This window comes from Streptomyces griseochromogenes, from assembly GCF_001542625.1.
In the GTDB taxonomy this organism is placed as follows: domain Bacteria; phylum Actinomycetota; class Actinomycetes; order Streptomycetales; family Streptomycetaceae; genus Streptomyces; species Streptomyces griseochromogenes.
The window spans coordinates 3,334,160-3,349,558 of the sequence record NZ_CP016279.1 but is presented as its reverse complement, the minus strand read 5'-3'; the positions used below and the strand labels follow the sequence as shown (position 1 = coordinate 3,349,558).

At 72.0% G+C, this 15,399-nt stretch carries 13 protein-coding genes; 7 read left to right on the top strand and 6 right to left on the bottom strand.

Going from position 1 to position 15,399, the window contains the following annotated elements; all coding sequences use genetic code 11:
- Window positions 1-7 precede the first annotated feature (7 nt).
- A complete protein-coding gene (fdhD, locus tag AVL59_RS14335) occupies window positions 8-856 on the top strand; it encodes a formate dehydrogenase accessory sulfurtransferase FdhD (RefSeq protein ID WP_067303731.1) in 849 nt (282 codons plus the stop codon).
- Between the two features lie 69 nt (window positions 857-925).
- Here the strand turns inward: fdhD and AVL59_RS14330 are convergent, their stop codons facing one another.
- Window positions 926-1,747, bottom strand: coding sequence for a LysR family transcriptional regulator (locus AVL59_RS14330; protein WP_067303728.1), 822 nt, complete (start codon window positions 1,745-1,747; stop codon window positions 926-928).
- A 127-nt stretch (window positions 1,748-1,874) separates the two neighbouring features.
- Between AVL59_RS14330 and AVL59_RS14325 the strand changes: the two genes are divergently transcribed.
- Window positions 1,875-2,594: an SDR family oxidoreductase gene (locus AVL59_RS14325; RefSeq protein WP_067303725.1), complete on the top strand. Its 720-nt coding sequence runs from the start codon at window positions 1,875-1,877 to the stop codon at window positions 2,592-2,594.
- Between the two features lie 4 nt (window positions 2,595-2,598).
- On the opposite strand, the gene AVL59_RS14320 is transcribed toward AVL59_RS14325, so the two are convergent.
- Entirely contained in the window at window positions 2,599-3,126 is a 528-nt protein-coding gene (locus AVL59_RS14320; RefSeq protein WP_208870375.1) for an isochorismatase family protein, read from the bottom strand.
- A gap of 19 nt (window positions 3,127-3,145) precedes the next feature.
- Entirely contained in the window at window positions 3,146-3,583 is a 438-nt protein-coding gene (locus tag AVL59_RS14315; protein ID WP_067303720.1) for a MarR family winged helix-turn-helix transcriptional regulator, read from the bottom strand.
- A gap of 121 nt (window positions 3,584-3,704) precedes the next feature.
- Between AVL59_RS14315 and AVL59_RS14310 the strand changes: the two genes are divergently transcribed.
- Both AVL59_RS14310 and AVL59_RS14305 read left to right on the top strand, forming a co-directional pair.
- Window positions 3,705-4,622, top strand: coding sequence for a quinone oxidoreductase family protein (locus AVL59_RS14310; RefSeq protein ID WP_067303718.1), 918 nt, complete (start codon window positions 3,705-3,707; stop codon window positions 4,620-4,622).
- 142 nt (window positions 4,623-4,764) lie between these two features.
- Window positions 4,765-6,642, top strand: coding sequence for a sialidase family protein (locus tag AVL59_RS14305; RefSeq protein ID WP_067303711.1), 1,878 nt, complete (start codon window positions 4,765-4,767; stop codon window positions 6,640-6,642).
- On the opposite strand, the gene AVL59_RS14300 is transcribed toward AVL59_RS14305, so the two are convergent.
- On the bottom strand, window positions 6,592-7,626 hold the full coding sequence (locus AVL59_RS14300; protein WP_067317270.1) for a bile acid:sodium symporter family protein: 1,035 nt from the start codon (window positions 7,624-7,626) through the stop codon (window positions 6,592-6,594). The genes AVL59_RS14305 and AVL59_RS14300 overlap by 51 nt on opposite strands.
- Before the next feature lie 157 nt (window positions 7,627-7,783).
- Between AVL59_RS14300 and AVL59_RS14295 the strand changes: the two genes are divergently transcribed.
- Window positions 7,784-8,662: a LysR substrate-binding domain-containing protein gene (locus AVL59_RS14295; RefSeq protein WP_067317266.1), complete on the top strand. Its 879-nt coding sequence runs from the start codon at window positions 7,784-7,786 to the stop codon at window positions 8,660-8,662.
- Here AVL59_RS14295 and AVL59_RS14290 read toward each other — a convergent pair.
- Complete coding sequence (locus tag AVL59_RS14290; RefSeq protein ID WP_208870374.1) at window positions 8,644-9,627, bottom strand: Lrp/AsnC family transcriptional regulator; 984 nt, start codon at window positions 9,625-9,627, stop codon at window positions 8,644-8,646. The genes AVL59_RS14295 and AVL59_RS14290 overlap by 19 nt on opposite strands.
- Before the next feature lie 108 nt (window positions 9,628-9,735).
- On the opposite strand from AVL59_RS14290, the gene AVL59_RS14285 reads away from it, so the two are divergent.
- Together AVL59_RS14285 and AVL59_RS14280 are read left to right on the top strand one after the other, a co-directional pair.
- The gene (locus tag AVL59_RS14285) at window positions 9,736-11,226 is read left to right on the top strand and encodes an MFS transporter (RefSeq protein ID WP_067303708.1); all 1,491 of its coding nucleotides are present in this window, start codon (window positions 9,736-9,738) and stop codon (window positions 11,224-11,226) included.
- A gap of 307 nt (window positions 11,227-11,533) precedes the next feature.
- Window positions 11,534-13,360, top strand: coding sequence for an AMP-dependent synthetase/ligase (locus tag AVL59_RS14280; protein ID WP_067303706.1), 1,827 nt, complete (start codon window positions 11,534-11,536; stop codon window positions 13,358-13,360).
- A 6-nt stretch (window positions 13,361-13,366) separates the two neighbouring features.
- Here the strand turns inward: AVL59_RS14280 and AVL59_RS55540 are convergent, their stop codons facing one another.
- Window positions 13,367-15,397: a PQQ-dependent sugar dehydrogenase gene (locus AVL59_RS55540; protein ID WP_067303703.1), complete on the bottom strand. Its 2,031-nt coding sequence runs from the start codon at window positions 15,395-15,397 to the stop codon at window positions 13,367-13,369.
- Window positions 15,398-15,399: the final 2 nt, after the last annotated feature.

Here is a 15,399-nt window from a genome sequence, read left to right as displayed (position 1 = left end):
TCAGGACATGGGACGAGTCACGGAACGACGCAAGGTCCTCCGGATCCGGGACGGGGCCGTCTCCACCCGGCCGGACACACTCGTCGCCGAGGAACCCCTGGAGATCCGGCTGAACGGTAAGCCGCTCGCGATCACCATGCGCACACCGGGCGACGACTTCGCGCTGGCGGCGGGGTTCCTGGTGAGCGAGGGCGTCCTCGCGGCCGCGGCCGATCTGCGGAACATCGTCTACTGCGCGGGGGCGACGGCCGACGGTTCGAACACCTACAACGTGGTCGACGTGAAGACCGCCCCGGAGGTCGCCCTGCCCGACTTCACGCTGGAGCGGAACGTCTACACCTCCTCCTCGTGCGGGCTGTGCGGCAAGGCCAGCCTGGACGCCGTCCGTACGACCGCCCGCTGGCCGATCGCCGACACTCCCCCGGTGCGGGTCACCCCCGAGCTGCTGGCGAGCCTCCCCGACCGGCTGCGGGCGGCCCAGCAGGTGTTCGACCGGACCGGGGGCCTGCACGCGGCCGCCCTGTTCACCGAGGACGGGGAGCTGCTGGACATACGGGAGGACGTGGGCCGGCACAACGCGGTGGACAAGCTGGTCGGGCGGGCGCTGCAGAACGGTGATCTGCCGCTGTCCCGGACGGTCCTGCTCGTGTCGGGCCGGGCGTCGTTCGAGCTGGCGCAGAAGGCCGTGATGGCGGGGATCCCGGTGCTGGCGGCGGTGTCGGCGCCCTCGTCGCTGGCGGTTGACCTGGCCGTCGAGACGGGTCTGACCCTGGTGGGTTTCCTGCGGGGCAGCTCGATGAACGTGTACGCGGGCGAGGACCGCGTCGCCCTGGGGGCCTCGGCCGCCCAGGGCTGACCGGTTCCCCTCGGCACGGCGGCGGGGCCCGACCGGCGGGGAGCGCCCCTGCGCCGCAGGGGCCCCGCCTCAGCCGGCTGTCTCCGGCCGGGCAGCGGTCACGAAAGCGGCGATCAGTGGTGACCTCCGGCGCGCCTCCCAGGCCAGGAGCACCTCGTCGGGCTCCGCGTCCGACACCGGCACGTAGGTGATGTCCGGGCGGGAGTACTGCAGGGCGATGGACTCCGGTACGAGCGTGATGCCGGCTCCGCTCGCCACGCACTCGAACTTCTCCTCGATCGTGCGGATCGGCACGTCGTCGGGGCCCGGGTGGGCGTAGCTGAGCCTCGGCTCGTCCGCCAGGTCGGCGAGGGACAGCTCCTGCTTCCCGGAGAGCCGGTGGTCGGCGGGCAGCATCGCCACCCGTGCCTCGCTGTAGAGCGGCAGCAGCCGCAGTCCCCGGTCCCGGACCGGGCGTCGTACAAAGGCGATGTCGACGGTGCCGTCGAGGATCAGCTCCTCCTGGTCGTCCCACTCGACCCGGCGCGCGTGCACGTCGACGTGCGGATGGGCGGCTCCGAAGTCCCGCAGCGCGCGGGTGACGACCACCCCGGCCCGAAACCCGACGACGAAGCGCCCCGGGCCGCGGGCGGCCCGCCGCACCCGACGGCGGGCGGCGTCCGCACTCGCGAGCAGATGCCCGGCGTCGTCCAGGAGTTGACGGCCGGCGGGCGTCAACGTCACACCGTGGCTGTCGCGTACGAACAGCTCCGCACCCAAGTCCTTCTCCAGCGCCCGGATCTGACGGCTGAGAACGGGCTGGGCGATGTGCAGTCGGTCGGCGGCGCGGCCGAAGTGCAGCAGTTCGGCGACCGCCACGAAGTAGCGGACCTTCCGCAGGTCCAGGTCCATGGCCGCCCCTTCCGTCGTGGCTGCGGCGATGCCTTCAGGGTATCGCCACGGACGAAAGAGGTCTTGGCCGGCGAGGTGGGCGCGATAGCAGGCTGGACGCATCAGGCGGACAAGGAAGGAACACATCATGGATCTGCGGGGACAGCGCGTCGTCGTCATCGGGGGTACGTCGGGCATCGGGCTCGCGGTCGCCGAGGGTGCGGCGCGGGAGGGCGCCGAGGTGGTGGTCGCCTCGCGCCGGCAGGAGAGTGTGGACACGGCACTGAAGCGGCTGCCCGGGAGCGCCGAGGGCCATGTGCTGGACGCGACGGACGAGGCGGCGGTGCGCGGCTTCTTCGAGGGGATCGGGGGTTTCGACCATCTGGTGTACACGGCCGGTGAATCGCTGCTGCTGGAGAGCCTCGCCGAGGCGTCTCTCGTGCGGGCCCGGCGGTTCCTGGACACACGGCTGTGGGGTGCGTACACGGCGGTGAAGTACGGCGCCGGCTCGATCCGCGAGGGCGGTTCGGTGGTGCTGACCACCGGGACCGCCGGGCGGCGGCCGATGCCGGGGACGACGGCCGCGGCGGCGCTGTGCGGGGCGATGGAGTCGCTGACCCGGGCGCTGGCCCTGGAGCTGGCGCCGGTCCGGGTCAACGCGGTCTCGCCGGGGGTGGTGCGTACGGAACTGTGGCGGGAGCTGCCGGAGGCCGGGCGGGAGGGGCTGTTCCGTTCGTCCGCCGAGTCGCTGCCGGTGGGGCGGATCGGCGAGCCGGCGGATGTGGCGGAGGCGTACCTGTATCTGATGCGCGGGGGTTACAGCACCGGGTCGGTGGTGGTCGTGGACGGGGGCGGGGTGCTGGTCTGAGGGGTCAGCCGACGGCGAGGCGCACCTGGGAGGCGGTCACGACCGTGCCGAGGCGCGGGAAGTCGAGCCGGACCGAGGCCTCGTGCTCGGCGGCGGTGAACGCGGCCATGGCGTCCTCGACGAAGACGAGGTCGTAGCCGAGGTCCGCGGCGGCGCGGGCGGTGGACTCGACGCCGAGGTTGGTGGCGATGCCGCCGAACACCAGGGTGCGGATGCCGCGTTCGCGCAGCCGCTCGTCGAGGCCCGTGCCCTGGAAGCCGCCGATGGTCCGCTTGACCACTTCCAGGTCGCCGTCGCCGAGCAGCCCGGCCGCCAGTCCGCTGCCGGGCGGCTGTTCGGCGACCGAGGGACGTTCGACCCGGATCAGGACGACGAGCGAGCCGGCGGCGCGGAAGGCGGCCGCCAGATCCTGGGAGGCGGCGAGCACGTCGGTGCCTTTGCGGGGTTCCAGGGGCAGCGCGACGATGCGGTCCATCAGATCGACGAGGACGAGCGCGGTGCGCTGCGGATCAAGCACGGGAGCTGCGGTCATGACGGAACGTTAGCCGCCGTCAGCCGTCCGTGCCGGAAATCCGGATCAACAGGCCCATGAACTGATCGCGTTCGGCCGTCGACAGCGGGGCGAGCAGCTCGGCGTTCGCCTCGCGGGCGGCCTTCTCGCAGCGGGTGAGCAGACGGTCGCCGTCGCCGGTGAGGGAGACGGCGTTCTTGCGCCGGTCCTTGGGGTCGGGTTCGCGGACGACGAGGCCGGCGGACTGCAGGTCGTTGAGGACGCCGACCAGGTCCTTGGGGTCGAGGCCCACGCTGCGGCCGAGATCGGCCTGGGCGACGGGGGCGAGGTCGCGGACGGCGGAGAGGACCACGTGGTGCCACATCTTCATGCCTTCGGCCGCGAGGGCGTCGGCGACCAGGGCGCGGCCGCGGGCGGCGGCCCGACCGAGGAGCCAGCTGGGCAGGGCGCGGATCGCGGGGAGGGGTGCTTCGGCCATGCGGCCAGCCTACCCAAGAATCATTGGACCTCCCAATGAATTGTGTGTACCGTTGGGATTCCCAACGAGTTCATGGGTGTTCCCAACGACCTGCCGGCGTGTCCGGCGACTGGAGGTTGCGATGCGTCGCGTCCGCTATGAGTCCACCGGCGGTCCCCTGTTCCTGGAGGAGGCTCCGGTCCCCGAGCCCGGCCCCGGTGAGCTGCTGGTGCGCTGTGAGGCCGTGGGCGTCACCCTGCCCATCGTCCGCAAGGTCACCGAGGCCGCCGAGCCGATCGCGCTGGGCGGGGAGATCGCCGGCGAGGTGGTGGCGGTCGGGGAGGGCGTGACCCGCTTCCGTACCGGCGACCGGGTCACCGGCCTGTGCTTCGGCCACGGGTACGCCGACTTCGCCGTGCTGCTCGAGGCCATGGCCACACCCGTGCCCGACGAGGCCACCGCCGTCGACGCGGTCGCGCTGGTGCGCGGCGGGCTGGTCGCGCTCGGCGCGCTGGCGGCGGCCCGCCCCGAGCCGGGTGAATCGGTGCTGGTCACGGCCGCGGCGAGCGGGGCCGGGCATCTCGCGGTACAGCTGGCGCGGGCCCGGGGCGCGAGCCGGGTGGTGGGCGCCGTCTCCGATCCGGCCAAGGCGGAGTTCGTCCGGTCGCTCGGCGCGGACGACTGCGTCCGGTACGGCGACGACAGCTGGGGCGAGCCCGTCGACATCGTCCTGGACGCGGTCGGCGGCGATCTCCTCACCCCCGCCGTCGCCGCGCTCGCCCCGCACGGCCGGCTGGTCGCCTACAGCTCCGGCGGCGGCACGGTCCGGGCGTACGACCTGCTGGTCGGCGCGAAGTCGGTGATCGGTTTCCAGATGCGGCTGATCGCCCAGGGACGGCCGGAGCTGTACGAGCAGTGGCGAAAGGAGCTGTGGCGGCTGTTCGCCGAGGGCGCCCTGAAGCCCGCCGTGCACGCCGAGTTCACGCTGGAGGACGCGGCGAAGGCGCACGAGGCGATCGAGACACGGGCCAATCTCGGCAAGGTCGTCCTGCGCCCGTGACCGTCACCCGTTCCCGGATCCGCTCTTGTTCTGCGCGCTTCTTGTGGGGCCCCGAGGCCCCAACTACCTTCGATGGGACGGACGTTGGACGTGGGACGTCCGGATGTCCGGATGTCCGTCCCGCCGAAGGGCAGGTCGCAGCATGCCGTCAGGTCTTCACGTCCGTCTCAGATCCGCGTTGTCCATCGCCCTCATGGCAGCGGCGCTGCTCGTGCCGGCCCTCGCCTTCCCTCGTCCCGCACACGCACAACCGGCCGCCGAATCACCGGAGTTCGAGCAGCAGGTCCTCTTCAAGGCTGCCCAGGACCCGGGCTACGCCTGCTTCCGCATCCCGGCGATCGTGCGGACCACCGACGGCACCCTGCTGGCGTTCGCCGAGGGCCGGGTGCTCAACTGCGGGGACGCGGCCGACATCGACATCGTGGTCAAGCGCTCCACCGACGGCGGGCGTACCTGGGGCCCGCTGCGGGTGGTCAACGAGGGCGCGGGCGACACCCACGGCAACCCGGCGCCGATCGTGGACCGCGACACCGGCCGGATCTGGCTCGCCGAGACGTACAACACCGGCCGTACGGACAGCGCGAGCTGCTCGATCCCCTGCGACCGCACCCCCCATCTGCAGTACAGCGACGACGACGGACTGACCTGGTCCGAGCCGCGCGACCTGAGCCCGGAGATCCTGCCCGCCGACTGGAACTCCTGGTACGCGACCGGCCCCGTGCACGGCATCCAGCTCACCCGCGGCCGGTACGCCGGCCGGCTGGTCTTCGGCGTCAACACCGAGACCTGGGACGGCGGCCGGATCAGCGCCAACCACGCGGCGCTCGTCGTCAGCGACGACCACGGCGGCCACTGGCGGATCGGCGCCACCGACACCTGGCCGATCGCCGCCGACGGCACCTTCCGGCAGAAGCCCTCCGAGCTCACCCTCGCCGAGCGCACGGACGGCTCGATCCTGGTCAGCGGCCGCGAGCAGGACGGCACCGACCTCGGCCACCGTACCCAGACCGTCAGCAGCGACGGCGGCGGCAGCTTCACCGCGCCCTTCCACGACCTGCCGGACCTCTACACCCCGATGGTGCAGGGCTCGATGCTGCGCCTGGGAGACCGCATCCTGCTCTCCTGCCCCGCCGACCCCGACCGGCGCCGCACGATGATGATCCGCTCCTCCTACGACGGCGGTCGCACCTGGGACAGCGTGGACCGCGGCACGGTCGTCACCACGGACTGGTCGGGCTACTCCGACCTGGTGCGCGCCGACCGCGACACGATCGGCCTGATGTACGAGGGCGGGGCGGTCGACGCGCGCGACGAGATCCGCTTCGCCCGCTTCACCGAGGACTGGCTCGCCCCGCGCCGCGGTCCCGACCCGCACACCGCCGACTTCGCCCCGCACGCCCGCCCGGCCGCGGTGCTCGGCGGCGCGCAGGAGACGGACGGCGTGTCCGGCGACGCGCTGGAGTTCGACGGCACTGACGACGCGGTACGTCTGCCGTACCGCCCCGGGCTTCCGCTCGGCACCAAGGACTTCACGGCGTCCCTGTGGTTCCGGTACACGGCCACGACCGGGGAGCAGCCGCTGCTGTGGATGGGCGGCGTCGGCACCAGTCAGCCGCAGGTGTGGCTGCGCGGCGAACCGGCGAACCACCGGCTGCAGGGCCTCATCACCGTGCGCGACGGCGCGGCCGCTCCGCAGACCGCGTTCGTGCGCACGTCCACCGCGTACAACGACGGCCAGTGGCACCACGCGGTCCTGCGCCGGGGCGACGGCAGGCTCTCGCTGTCCGTCGACGGTACGCAGTCCTCCGTCACCGACGTGCCCGGTTCGGTCAGCCGCAACTCCCCCTTCGGCGTGCACATCGGCCAGCGCATGGACAGCCGGGCCTTCTTCACCGGCGCGATCGACGAGGTCCGCGTCTGGGACCGCGCCCTGACCGACGAGGAGCTGACCGATCCGAAGGTGCTGCGCTCACCGAAGGACACGGTCCTGTGGCTGCCCTTCGACCGGGTGAGCGGCTGAGGGATGCGCGGTCTCCCGCGGATCGCGGGACCGTCGCTTGGCGATGACCGCGCACACCATCAGCTGCATCTGGTGGAAGAGCATCAGCGGCAGTACGGCCAGGGAGGCGTGGGCGCCGAACAGGACGCTCGCCATGGGAAGTCCGGCGGCGAGGGACTTCTTCGACCCGGCGAACTGGATGGCGATCCGGTCCTCCCTGCCGAAGCCGAGCGTCTTGCCGCCGTACCAGGTCAGGACCAGCATCACGGCCAGCAGGACGGCCTCCACGGCGAGCAGGGCGCCCAGCCGCGCGGGGCTCACCTGGTGCCAGATGCCCTGGGTCATGCCTTCGCTGAACGCGGTGTAGACGACCAGCAGGATCGAACCGCGGTCGACCAGTCCGAGGACTTTCTTGTGCCGGGCGACGAAGGCGCCGATCCAGGGCCGCAGCAGCTGCCCGGCGAGGAACGGCACGAGCAGCTGCAGCACGATCTTCACCAGCGAGTCGGCGGAGAACCCGCCGCCGGAGTTGCCGAGCAGCCCGGCCGCCAGCAGCGGGGTGACGACGATGCCGACCAGCGAGGAGAACGAGCCCGCGCAGATGGCGGCCGGCACGTTTCCCCGGGCGATCGAGGTGAACGCGATCGACGACTGGATCGTGGAGGGCACCAGGGTCAGGAACAGCAGCCCCTGGTAGAGCGGCTGGGTCAGCAGCACCGGCACCAGGCCGCGAGCGGCGAGGCCGAGCACCGGGAAGACGAGGAAGGTGCAGGCCAGGACGGTGACGTGCAGACGCCAGTGTCTGAGGCCGTCCAGCGCCTCACGGGTGGAGAGCCGGGCGCCGTAGAGGAAGAAGAGGAAGGCGATCGCGGCCGTGGAGGCGCCCGAGGCCACGTCGGCGCCGGTGCCGTGGGCCGGGAAGAGCGCCGCGAGGCCCACCGTACCGAGCAGCAGCACGATGTACGGGTCGATCGGCATCCAGCTCGGCCAGCGCAGGCGTTTCACGATGCTCCACTTGCTGTTGGTCAGGTCGTGCTCGGTCAGGGAGTGCACGGGTCCGCAGGACCCCCTCCATCGTCCTCTCCCCCGGGCCGATCGGGAATCCCGCACACCACTCTGACTGTCATCGCGTTCCGCGATGGCCCGCGCGTACGCTGGCGCCGTGTACGACCCCACGCATCTGCGCACGTTCCTGGCGGTGGCCCAGACACTCAGCTTCACGCAGGCCGCCCGGCGCCTCGGGCTGCGCCAGTCGACGGTCAGCCAGCATGTGCGCCGGCTGGAGGACGCCACCGGCCGTCAGCTGTTCACCCGGGACACCCACTCCGTGGAGCTGACCGAGGACGGCGAGGCGATGCTGGGCTTCGCCCGCCGGCTGCTGGAGGTGCACGAGCAGGCGGCCGCGTTCTTCACCGGCACCCGGGTGCGCGGCCGGCTGCGCTTCGGCGCCTCGGAGGACTTCGTCCTCACCCGCCTGCCGGAGATCCTGGAGGGCTTCCGCTACGACCACCCGGAGGTCGACCTGGAGCTGACGGTGGAGCTGTCGGGCACCCTGCACGCACAGCTGGCCGCCGGCAAGCTCGATCTGGTGCTGGCCAAGCGGCGGCCCGAGGACCCGCGCGGCGCGCTGGTGTGGCGTGACGACCTGGTGTGGATCGGCTCCGAGCAGCTGCGGCTGGACCCCGACCGGCCGGTCCCGCTGATCGTGTACCCCCCGCCCGGCATCACCCGCGCGCGTGCCCTGGAGGCCCTGGAGGCCCAGGGGCGGGAGTGGCGCATCGTGTGCACCAGCGGCAGCCTCAACGGCCTGATCGCCGCCGCCCGCGCCGGGCTCGGTGTGATGGCCCACTCGCGCCGGCTGATCCCGCCGGGGCTGCTCCGGCTGCCGGACCGGGCGGGCCTGCCGGAGCTCGGCAAGGTCGACTTCGTGCTGGTGCACGGCCGGCACCGGGGTGCCGCGGAGGGCGCGGCGAACGCGCTGGCGGCGGCGGTCCTGGCGGGCGGGGAACGGTTGCACCGGGGTCAGCGCGGCGCGCGCTGATACGTCAGCTGCTTGACCCGGCGCAGGAACGGCGTCGTCTCCACGTGCTGCACCCCGTCGAGGCGGCCGAGGGAGCCGCTCAGGTACGCGTACAGGCTCGCGGTGTCGCGGACGACCGCGGTGACGACGATGTGGGAGGGGCCGGCGGTCGCGGAGGCGAAGGCGATCTCGTCGTGGGCCGCGAGGGCCTCGCCGACGCTGTGCAGGGCCGCTGGGGCGGTGGTGATCCACAGGGCGGCGGCCCGGGCGTAGCCGAGGATCTCCGAGTTGTACTCCACGTCGATGTACACCGCCCCCGAGGCGAGCAGTGCGGCGAGACGGCGTTTTACGGCGGACTCGGAGCGGCCGGTGGCGCGCTGCAGTTCGGGGTAGGTGGCCCGGCCGTCGCGGTGCAGGACGGCCAGGAGCGGCTCGTCCTCGGGGTCGATGCGGGCCGGTCCCGCGGGGGCCTGGGGCTCGGGGCACAGGGCGGCGATCTGGTCGTCTTCCAGCGCCCTGAACTTGCGCAGCCAGCCGGTGGGGCCGCCGTAGAAGCGGTGCAGGAGTTGCTGGGCGCGGATCTCCACCACGCTCGGGGTGCGCGGCAGCTTGCCGAGGAGGAGGTCGTCGTGGTCGCCGGGGCTGCGCGGCCGGGTCAGGCAGACGACCTCGGTGCCGCCGGCGGCCAGCCCGATCCAGTTGGTGTCGGGGCGCTTGGCGAGGGCGTCGGCGATGACGGAGGCGGCGTCGGGGGCGCAGCGCACGCGGAGCATCCACTGGTCCTGGCCGAGGGCCTCGGCGTCGCGCAGCGCCACGACCCTGAGTCCGCCCTCGGCGGACAGACGGCGGAAGCGGCGCGCGATCGTCTGGTCGGAGACGCCGAGCACCTGCCCGATCCGGCTGAAGGAGGCCCGGCCGTTGATCTCCAGGGCCGACAGCAGCTGGAGATCGAGCTGGTCGAACGTGTCGGATTCCATCTTCAACATGTGCCCACCCGTCGGATTGCGTCTTTGCGGCGGCCTGTTCCGGGTCGATCGGCCGTGTCATGCGCATCGTACGGAGCGATACGCAGCCGTCGTACAGGGAGTTGGGACATGCGTACATGGGGGACGCTCACGGCCGTGTGCCTGGGCACGTTCATGTTGTTGCTGGACGTCACGATCGTGGTGGTGGCACTGCCGGACATGGCGGGTGCGCTGCACGCCTCGCTCACCGATCTGCAGTGGGTGGTCGACGGGTACGCGCTCGCGCTGGCCGCGCTGCTGCTGGGGGCGGGGGCCGCCGCCGACATTCTCGGGCGGCGCCGGGTGCATGTGGCCGGTGTGGTGCTGTTCGCGGTGGCGTCGCTGCTGTGCGGGCTCGCGTCCGGGCCGGGCACGCTGGTGGCCGCGCGGGCGCTGCAGGGGGTGGGCGCGGCGGCGATGTTCGCCACGACGCTGCCGCTGCTGGGCTCGGTCTACCAGGGGGCGCGCAGGTCGGCGGCGCTCGGGGTGTGGGGCGCGGTGAGCGGCGGGGCCGCGGCCGTCGGCCCGGTGCTGGGCGGTCTGCTCACCGAGGGGCCGGGCTGGCGGTGGATCTTCTTCGTGAACCTGCCGGTGAGCGTCGTCGAGGTGTGGCTGACGCTGCGCGTGGTGCCGGAGTCGCGGGGGCCGCGCGGGATGCGCGTGGACTGGGCGGGCACGGCCGCGTTCGCCTGGTTCGCCGGCGGGGTCACCTACGCGGTGGTACGGGCCGGTGAGGACGGCTGGACGGCGTCCGCCTCGCTCACGGCGTTCGCGTGCGCGGCGCTGGCGCTGGTGGTCTTCGTGCTGGTGGAGCGGCGTGCGGACCATCCGCTGCTGGACCTCGCTCTGCTGCGCAAGCCGGCGTTCGTGGGGGTGATGGCGGGGGCGTTCGCCTTCAACGGGGTGGCGTTCGGGGTGACGCCGTACCTGTCGATCTGGATGCAGACGCTGCTCGGTATGAGTCCGGTGCGCGGCGGGCTGACGCTGCTGCCGATGACGGTCGCGGCGATGATCGTCGCGGTGCTGGTGGGGCGGCTGCTGCACGGTGTGCCGGCCCGGCTGACCATCGGCGGCGGGCTGCTGTTGATCGGCTCGGGGAACATCTGCCAGGCCGTGCTGGACGCGGGTTCGGGGTGGACGGCGCTGGTGCCGGGGTTCGTGCTGGTCGGCGCGGGCACCGGGTTCGTCTCGCCGACCGTCGCCGGTGCGGCGCTGGCTGCGGTGCCGGGCGAGCGGGCCGGGATGGCGGGCGGCGCGGTGAACACGGTGCGGCAGCTGGGGTACGCGCTGGGCGTCGCGGTCTTCGGCACCGTCCTGACCTCCCGGATGACCGGCGCGCTCCCGCACGGCGCGGCCCATGACCTGGCCGGCGGCGGGGCACGGACGCTGCGGGGCAGCGTCTCCGAGCCTGCGCTGCGCGCCGCGTTCGCCTCGGGTCTGAACGGCACGCTGGTGGCCGCGGGCCTCGCCGGGATCGCCGCGGGCGCCTTGGTGCTGGTGCTCGTGCGCACGCCGCGGCCCGCGCCGACGGCGGCGGAAGCGGCGCCGCGGGAGCCCGCGGCGGTGACCCCGCGCAGGTGACGAGCGCTACGGTGAGGGCGGTACCGGCACGGCCGGGGCCGCCCTTCCACCGTGCGCGGACAGGACCGGGGGCGGTAATCGGGTCGTACAGATTCGGTGGAGATTACGGCGCCGAAACTTACTGACCCGTCAGTATCGTGTCCGGCCCTTCCGCATGTGAGGGCATTTTCCGGACGTCGTCAGGGCAGAAGGCACGGTTTGCTCTGTTTCCATGCCCCTCCCGTCCGGCGAATGTGTGGGGTAGCTTTCACCGCCTGAACGGAGCTTCGAGGGCGTGATCGAGGAGCGAGGAGACGGGGAGCGAGGTTTGCGCGAGTTTTCCAACCCTCCGTTGGCGTCGGCGCCGCCGGTCGGCGGCCTGGCCGATGTCGTCTTCGACCATGCCCAGACGGACCCCGTGCACATCGCCCTCGGCCGCAAGGACGAAGCGGGTGAGTGGCGGGACGTGACCTCGGCCGAGTTCCGCGACGAGGTCCTGGCGCTGGCCAAGGGGCTCCTCGCCCAGGGCGTCCGCTTCGGCGACCGGGTCGCGATCATGTCCCGCACCCGCTACGAGTGGACCCTCTTCGACTTCGCGCTGTGGACGATCGGCGCCCAGGTGATCCCGATCTACCCGACGTCCTCGGCCGAGCAGTGCTTCTGGATGCTCTACGACGCGGAGGTCTCGACGGCGATCGTGGAGCACGAGGACCACGCGATGACCATCGCCACCGTCATCGACCGGCTCCCGCAGCTGCAGCGGCTGTGGCAGCTGGACGCGGGCTGTGTGCAGGACCTGTACGACGCGGGCGCGCACCTGGACGACGAGGTGGTGCACCGGCACCGGCAGGCGGTCACCCCGGACTCGATCGCCACGATCATCTACACCTCGGGCACCACGGGCCGCCCCAAGGGCTGTGTCCTGTCCCACGCGAACTTCATGTTCGAGGCGGACACGATGATCCAGCGCTGGGAGCCGGTGTTCCACACGAAGAAGGACGACGCGGCCTCCACCCTGCTGTTCCTGCCGCTGGCGCACGTCTTCGGGCGGATGGTGGAGGTCGCGGCGATCCGCGGCCGGGTCCGCTTCGGGCACCAGCCACAGCTGCACGCGGCCGCGCTGCTGCCGGACCTGGCCGCGTTCCGGCCGACGTTCATCCTCGCGGTGCCCTACATCTTCGAGAAGGTGTTCAACGCGGCCCGGCGCAAGGCGGAGAAGGACGGCAAGGCGGGGCCGTTCGAGAAGGCGGTCGAGATCGCCGTGAAGTACGCCGACGCCGTCGAGGCCAAGGCCTGGGGCACCGGTCCGGGGCCCTCGGCGGCGCTCAGGATGCAGCACCAGCTGTTCGACAAGCTGGTGTACACGAAGGTACGCGCGGCGATGGGCGGACGTATTCGCAACGCGATGTCCGGCGGCTCGGCGATGGACCGACGTCTCGGGCTGTTCTTCGCGGGCGCGGGCGTGCAGATCTACGAGGGCTACGGCCTGACCGAGTCGACGGCGGCGGCGACCGCGAACCCGCCCGAGCGCACCCGCTACGGCACCGTCGGCCAGGCCATCCCGGGCGTCACCGTGCACATCGCGGACGACGGGGAGATCTGGCTGCACGGCGGGAACGTCTTCCAGGGCTACCTCAACAACCAGAAGGCGACCGACGCGACCCTGCACGACGGCTGGCTCGCCACCGGCGACCTCGGCTCGCTCGACGAGGACGGCTATCTGACCATCACCGGCCGCAAGAAGGAGATCCTGGTGACCTCCGGCGGCAAGAGCGTCTCCCCCGGTGTCCTGGAGGAGCGGGTCCGTGACCATCCACTGGTCAACCAGTGCATCGTCGTGGGCAACGACCGCCCCTACATCGCGGCCCTGGTCACCCTCGACCAGGAGGCCGTCGAGCACTGGCTGCAGATGCGCGGCAAGCCCCAGCTGGCCCCCGCGCAGCTGGTGCGCGACCCGGACCTGGAGACGGAGGTGCGGCGGGCGGTCGTCGCCGCCAACACCCTCGTCTCGCAGGCCGAGTCCATCCGCACCTTCCGCATCCTGGCGCAGCCGTTCACCGAGGAGCACGGTCTGCTGACACCGTCGCTGAAGCTGAAGCGGAAGGCGATCGAGAAGGCGTACGACACCGAGGTCGAGGCCCTCTACCAGGCCTGACGGCCGTCAGCTGATGCTCACGCGGAAGATCTTGTCGGATCCGTCCGCCGCGCCTCCGTTGTTGTCGCAGTTGGTGGTCGACAGCCACAGCTGGTCGGCGCCCGGCACCTTGGTGACGGTGCGCAGGCGGCCGTATGTGCCGACGTAGTACGCGGTCGGCGTGCCGACGCTCTCCTTGTCGCCGTTGATCGGGATGCGCCACAGGCGTTCGCCGCGCAGGGAGGCCATGTAGATCACGTTGCGGACGACGGCGATGCCGCTGGGCGAGGCCTCGGAGACGTTCCAGGTGGCCTTGGGGTTGGTCATCCCGGCGACGTCGCAGTTGCCCTCGCAGGTGGGCCAGCCGTAGTTGGCACCGGGCTTGATGAGGTTCAGCTCGTCCTTGGAGCTGTTGCCGAACTCGGCCTCCCACAGCCGCCCGCTGCGGTCGAAGGCGAGGCCCTGCGGGTTGCGGTGGCCCAGGGAGTAGACGTAGTTGCCGAACGGGTTGCCGGGGGCCGGCCTGCCGTCCGTGGTCATGCGCAGGATCTTGCCGTTCAGGGAGTTCTTGTCCTGCGCGAGGTCGGGCGTCTGGGCCTCGCCGGTGGAGACGTACAGGTAGCCGTCGGGGCCGAAGGCGAGGCGGCCGCCGTTGTGGTAGCGGTTCTTCTTGATGCCCTGGAGCAGGATCTTGTAGTCGCTCAGCCTGGTGCCGTCGTAGGTCATGCGCACGACCCGGTTGCCCTCCGCGGCGGTGTGCATGAAGTAGACGTAGTGGTTCGTGTCCCACTTCGGGTCGACGGCGACCCCGAGCAGACCGCCCTCGCCGTTGGTGGTGACGGCGTTCGGGACCGTGCCGACCTGGGTCCTGCTGCCGCTCTTGGTCAGCTTCCAGACCCGGAAGTCGTCCCTCTCCGTGACCAGGGCCGACTGGCCGTCGGGCATCCAGTAGGTGCCCCAGGGGATGGTCCAGCCGGTGGAGAGCGTGGCGATGGAGGACGGGACGCCGCCGTCGGTGGCGCAGGCCTTGGTGGTGAAGGTGACGGTGTTGCTCGGCTGCGAGACGTTTCCGGCCGCGTCCCGCGCGACGACGTTCAGGGAGTACGGGCTGTCGCAGGCGAGCCCGGTGAGGGTGGTCGTCGTGCCGCTGGTGACGGTCTTGTACACGGTCGTGTCGTTGCGTATGTCGTAGGCGACGACCGCGCGGTCGTCCGTGGACGCGCCCCAGCTGAGGTCGGCGGAGTTCGCGGTGACGCCGGCCGCGGACAAGGTGCCCGGCTTGGTGGGCGGGACACTGTCCGAGCTGGGTTTGGTCGTGCAGTCGACGACCGGGCTGGCGGCGGAGGTGTTCCCGGCCGCGTCGCGGGCGATGACGGTCAGGTTGTAGGTGGTGTTCGGGGTGAGACCGGTCAGGGCCTTCGAGGTGGCGCTCCCCTCAGCTTCCCCGATCTTGTTGCCGTGTTCGTAGAGGTCGTAGGCGGCCACGCCCACGTTGTCCGTGGAGGCGCCCCAGGAGAGGGTGATGGCGTCTTCGCCGATGTCGGAGCAGCTCGGTTGGCCTGGTCGGGTCGGGGCCTGGGTGTCGGCGGCCGCGCCGACACCGACCCGGTCGAGGTTGGGACCGCCGCCCGCGGTGGTGGCCGTGGCGCGGATCTTGTCGGTGCCCGCGGTGAGCGGGATGGTGACCGTCTTGGTCGCCCAGGTGTTCCAGTCGGTGGTGGCCGGGAAGGACACCGCGGGCGACACGACGGTGCCGTTGACGGAGATGTCCATCGGCCGGTCGGTGGAGGTCCCGTTGGCGTACCGCAGGGTGAGGGAAGCGGTACCGGCCGAGGCCCCGCTCACCGTGAACTCCACGTAGGAGCCCTTGACGTTGGTGTAGTCGACGAAGCCGGTGCCCGTGTAGCCGGTGTGGTTGGCGGCCACCGTACCCTGCACGATCGTCGCGTCCTCGGCCTGGTAGTCGGTGGCCGCGAGGGCGGCGGCCCGGCTCGGCCCGGCAAGGGGCAGCGCGAGGGCCACGGCCAGGCCGCAGGGCAGAACTCTCCGGAGATTCATGG

Bases quoted from the DNA above. Each gene is read 5' to 3' on its own strand.
- fdhD (WP_067303731.1), top strand. From the start codon at position 8: ATGGGACGAGTCACGGAACGACGCAAGGTCCTCCGGATCCGGGACGGG.
- AVL59_RS14330 (WP_067303728.1), bottom strand. From the start codon at position 1,747: ATGGACCTGGACCTGCGGAAGGTCCGCTACTTCGTGGCGGTCGCCGAA.
- AVL59_RS14325 (WP_067303725.1), top strand. From the start codon at position 1,875: ATGGATCTGCGGGGACAGCGCGTCGTCGTCATCGGGGGTACGTCGGGC.
- AVL59_RS14320 (WP_208870375.1), bottom strand. From the start codon at position 3,126: ATGACCGCAGCTCCCGTGCTTGATCCGCAGCGCACCGCGCTCGTCCTC.
- AVL59_RS14315 (WP_067303720.1), bottom strand. From the start codon at position 3,583: ATGGCCGAAGCACCCCTCCCCGCGATCCGCGCCCTGCCCAGCTGGCTC.
- AVL59_RS14310 (WP_067303718.1), top strand. From the start codon at position 3,705: ATGCGTCGCGTCCGCTATGAGTCCACCGGCGGTCCCCTGTTCCTGGAG.
- AVL59_RS14305 (WP_067303711.1), top strand. From the start codon at position 4,765: ATGCCGTCAGGTCTTCACGTCCGTCTCAGATCCGCGTTGTCCATCGCC.
- AVL59_RS14290 (WP_208870374.1), bottom strand. From the start codon at position 9,627: ATGTTGAAGATGGAATCCGACACGTTCGACCAGCTCGATCTCCAGCTG.
- AVL59_RS14285 (WP_067303708.1), top strand. From the start codon at position 9,736: ATGCGTACATGGGGGACGCTCACGGCCGTGTGCCTGGGCACGTTCATG.
- AVL59_RS55540 (WP_067303703.1), bottom strand. From the start codon at position 15,397: ATGAATCTCCGGAGAGTTCTGCCCTGCGGCCTGGCCGTGGCCCTCGCG.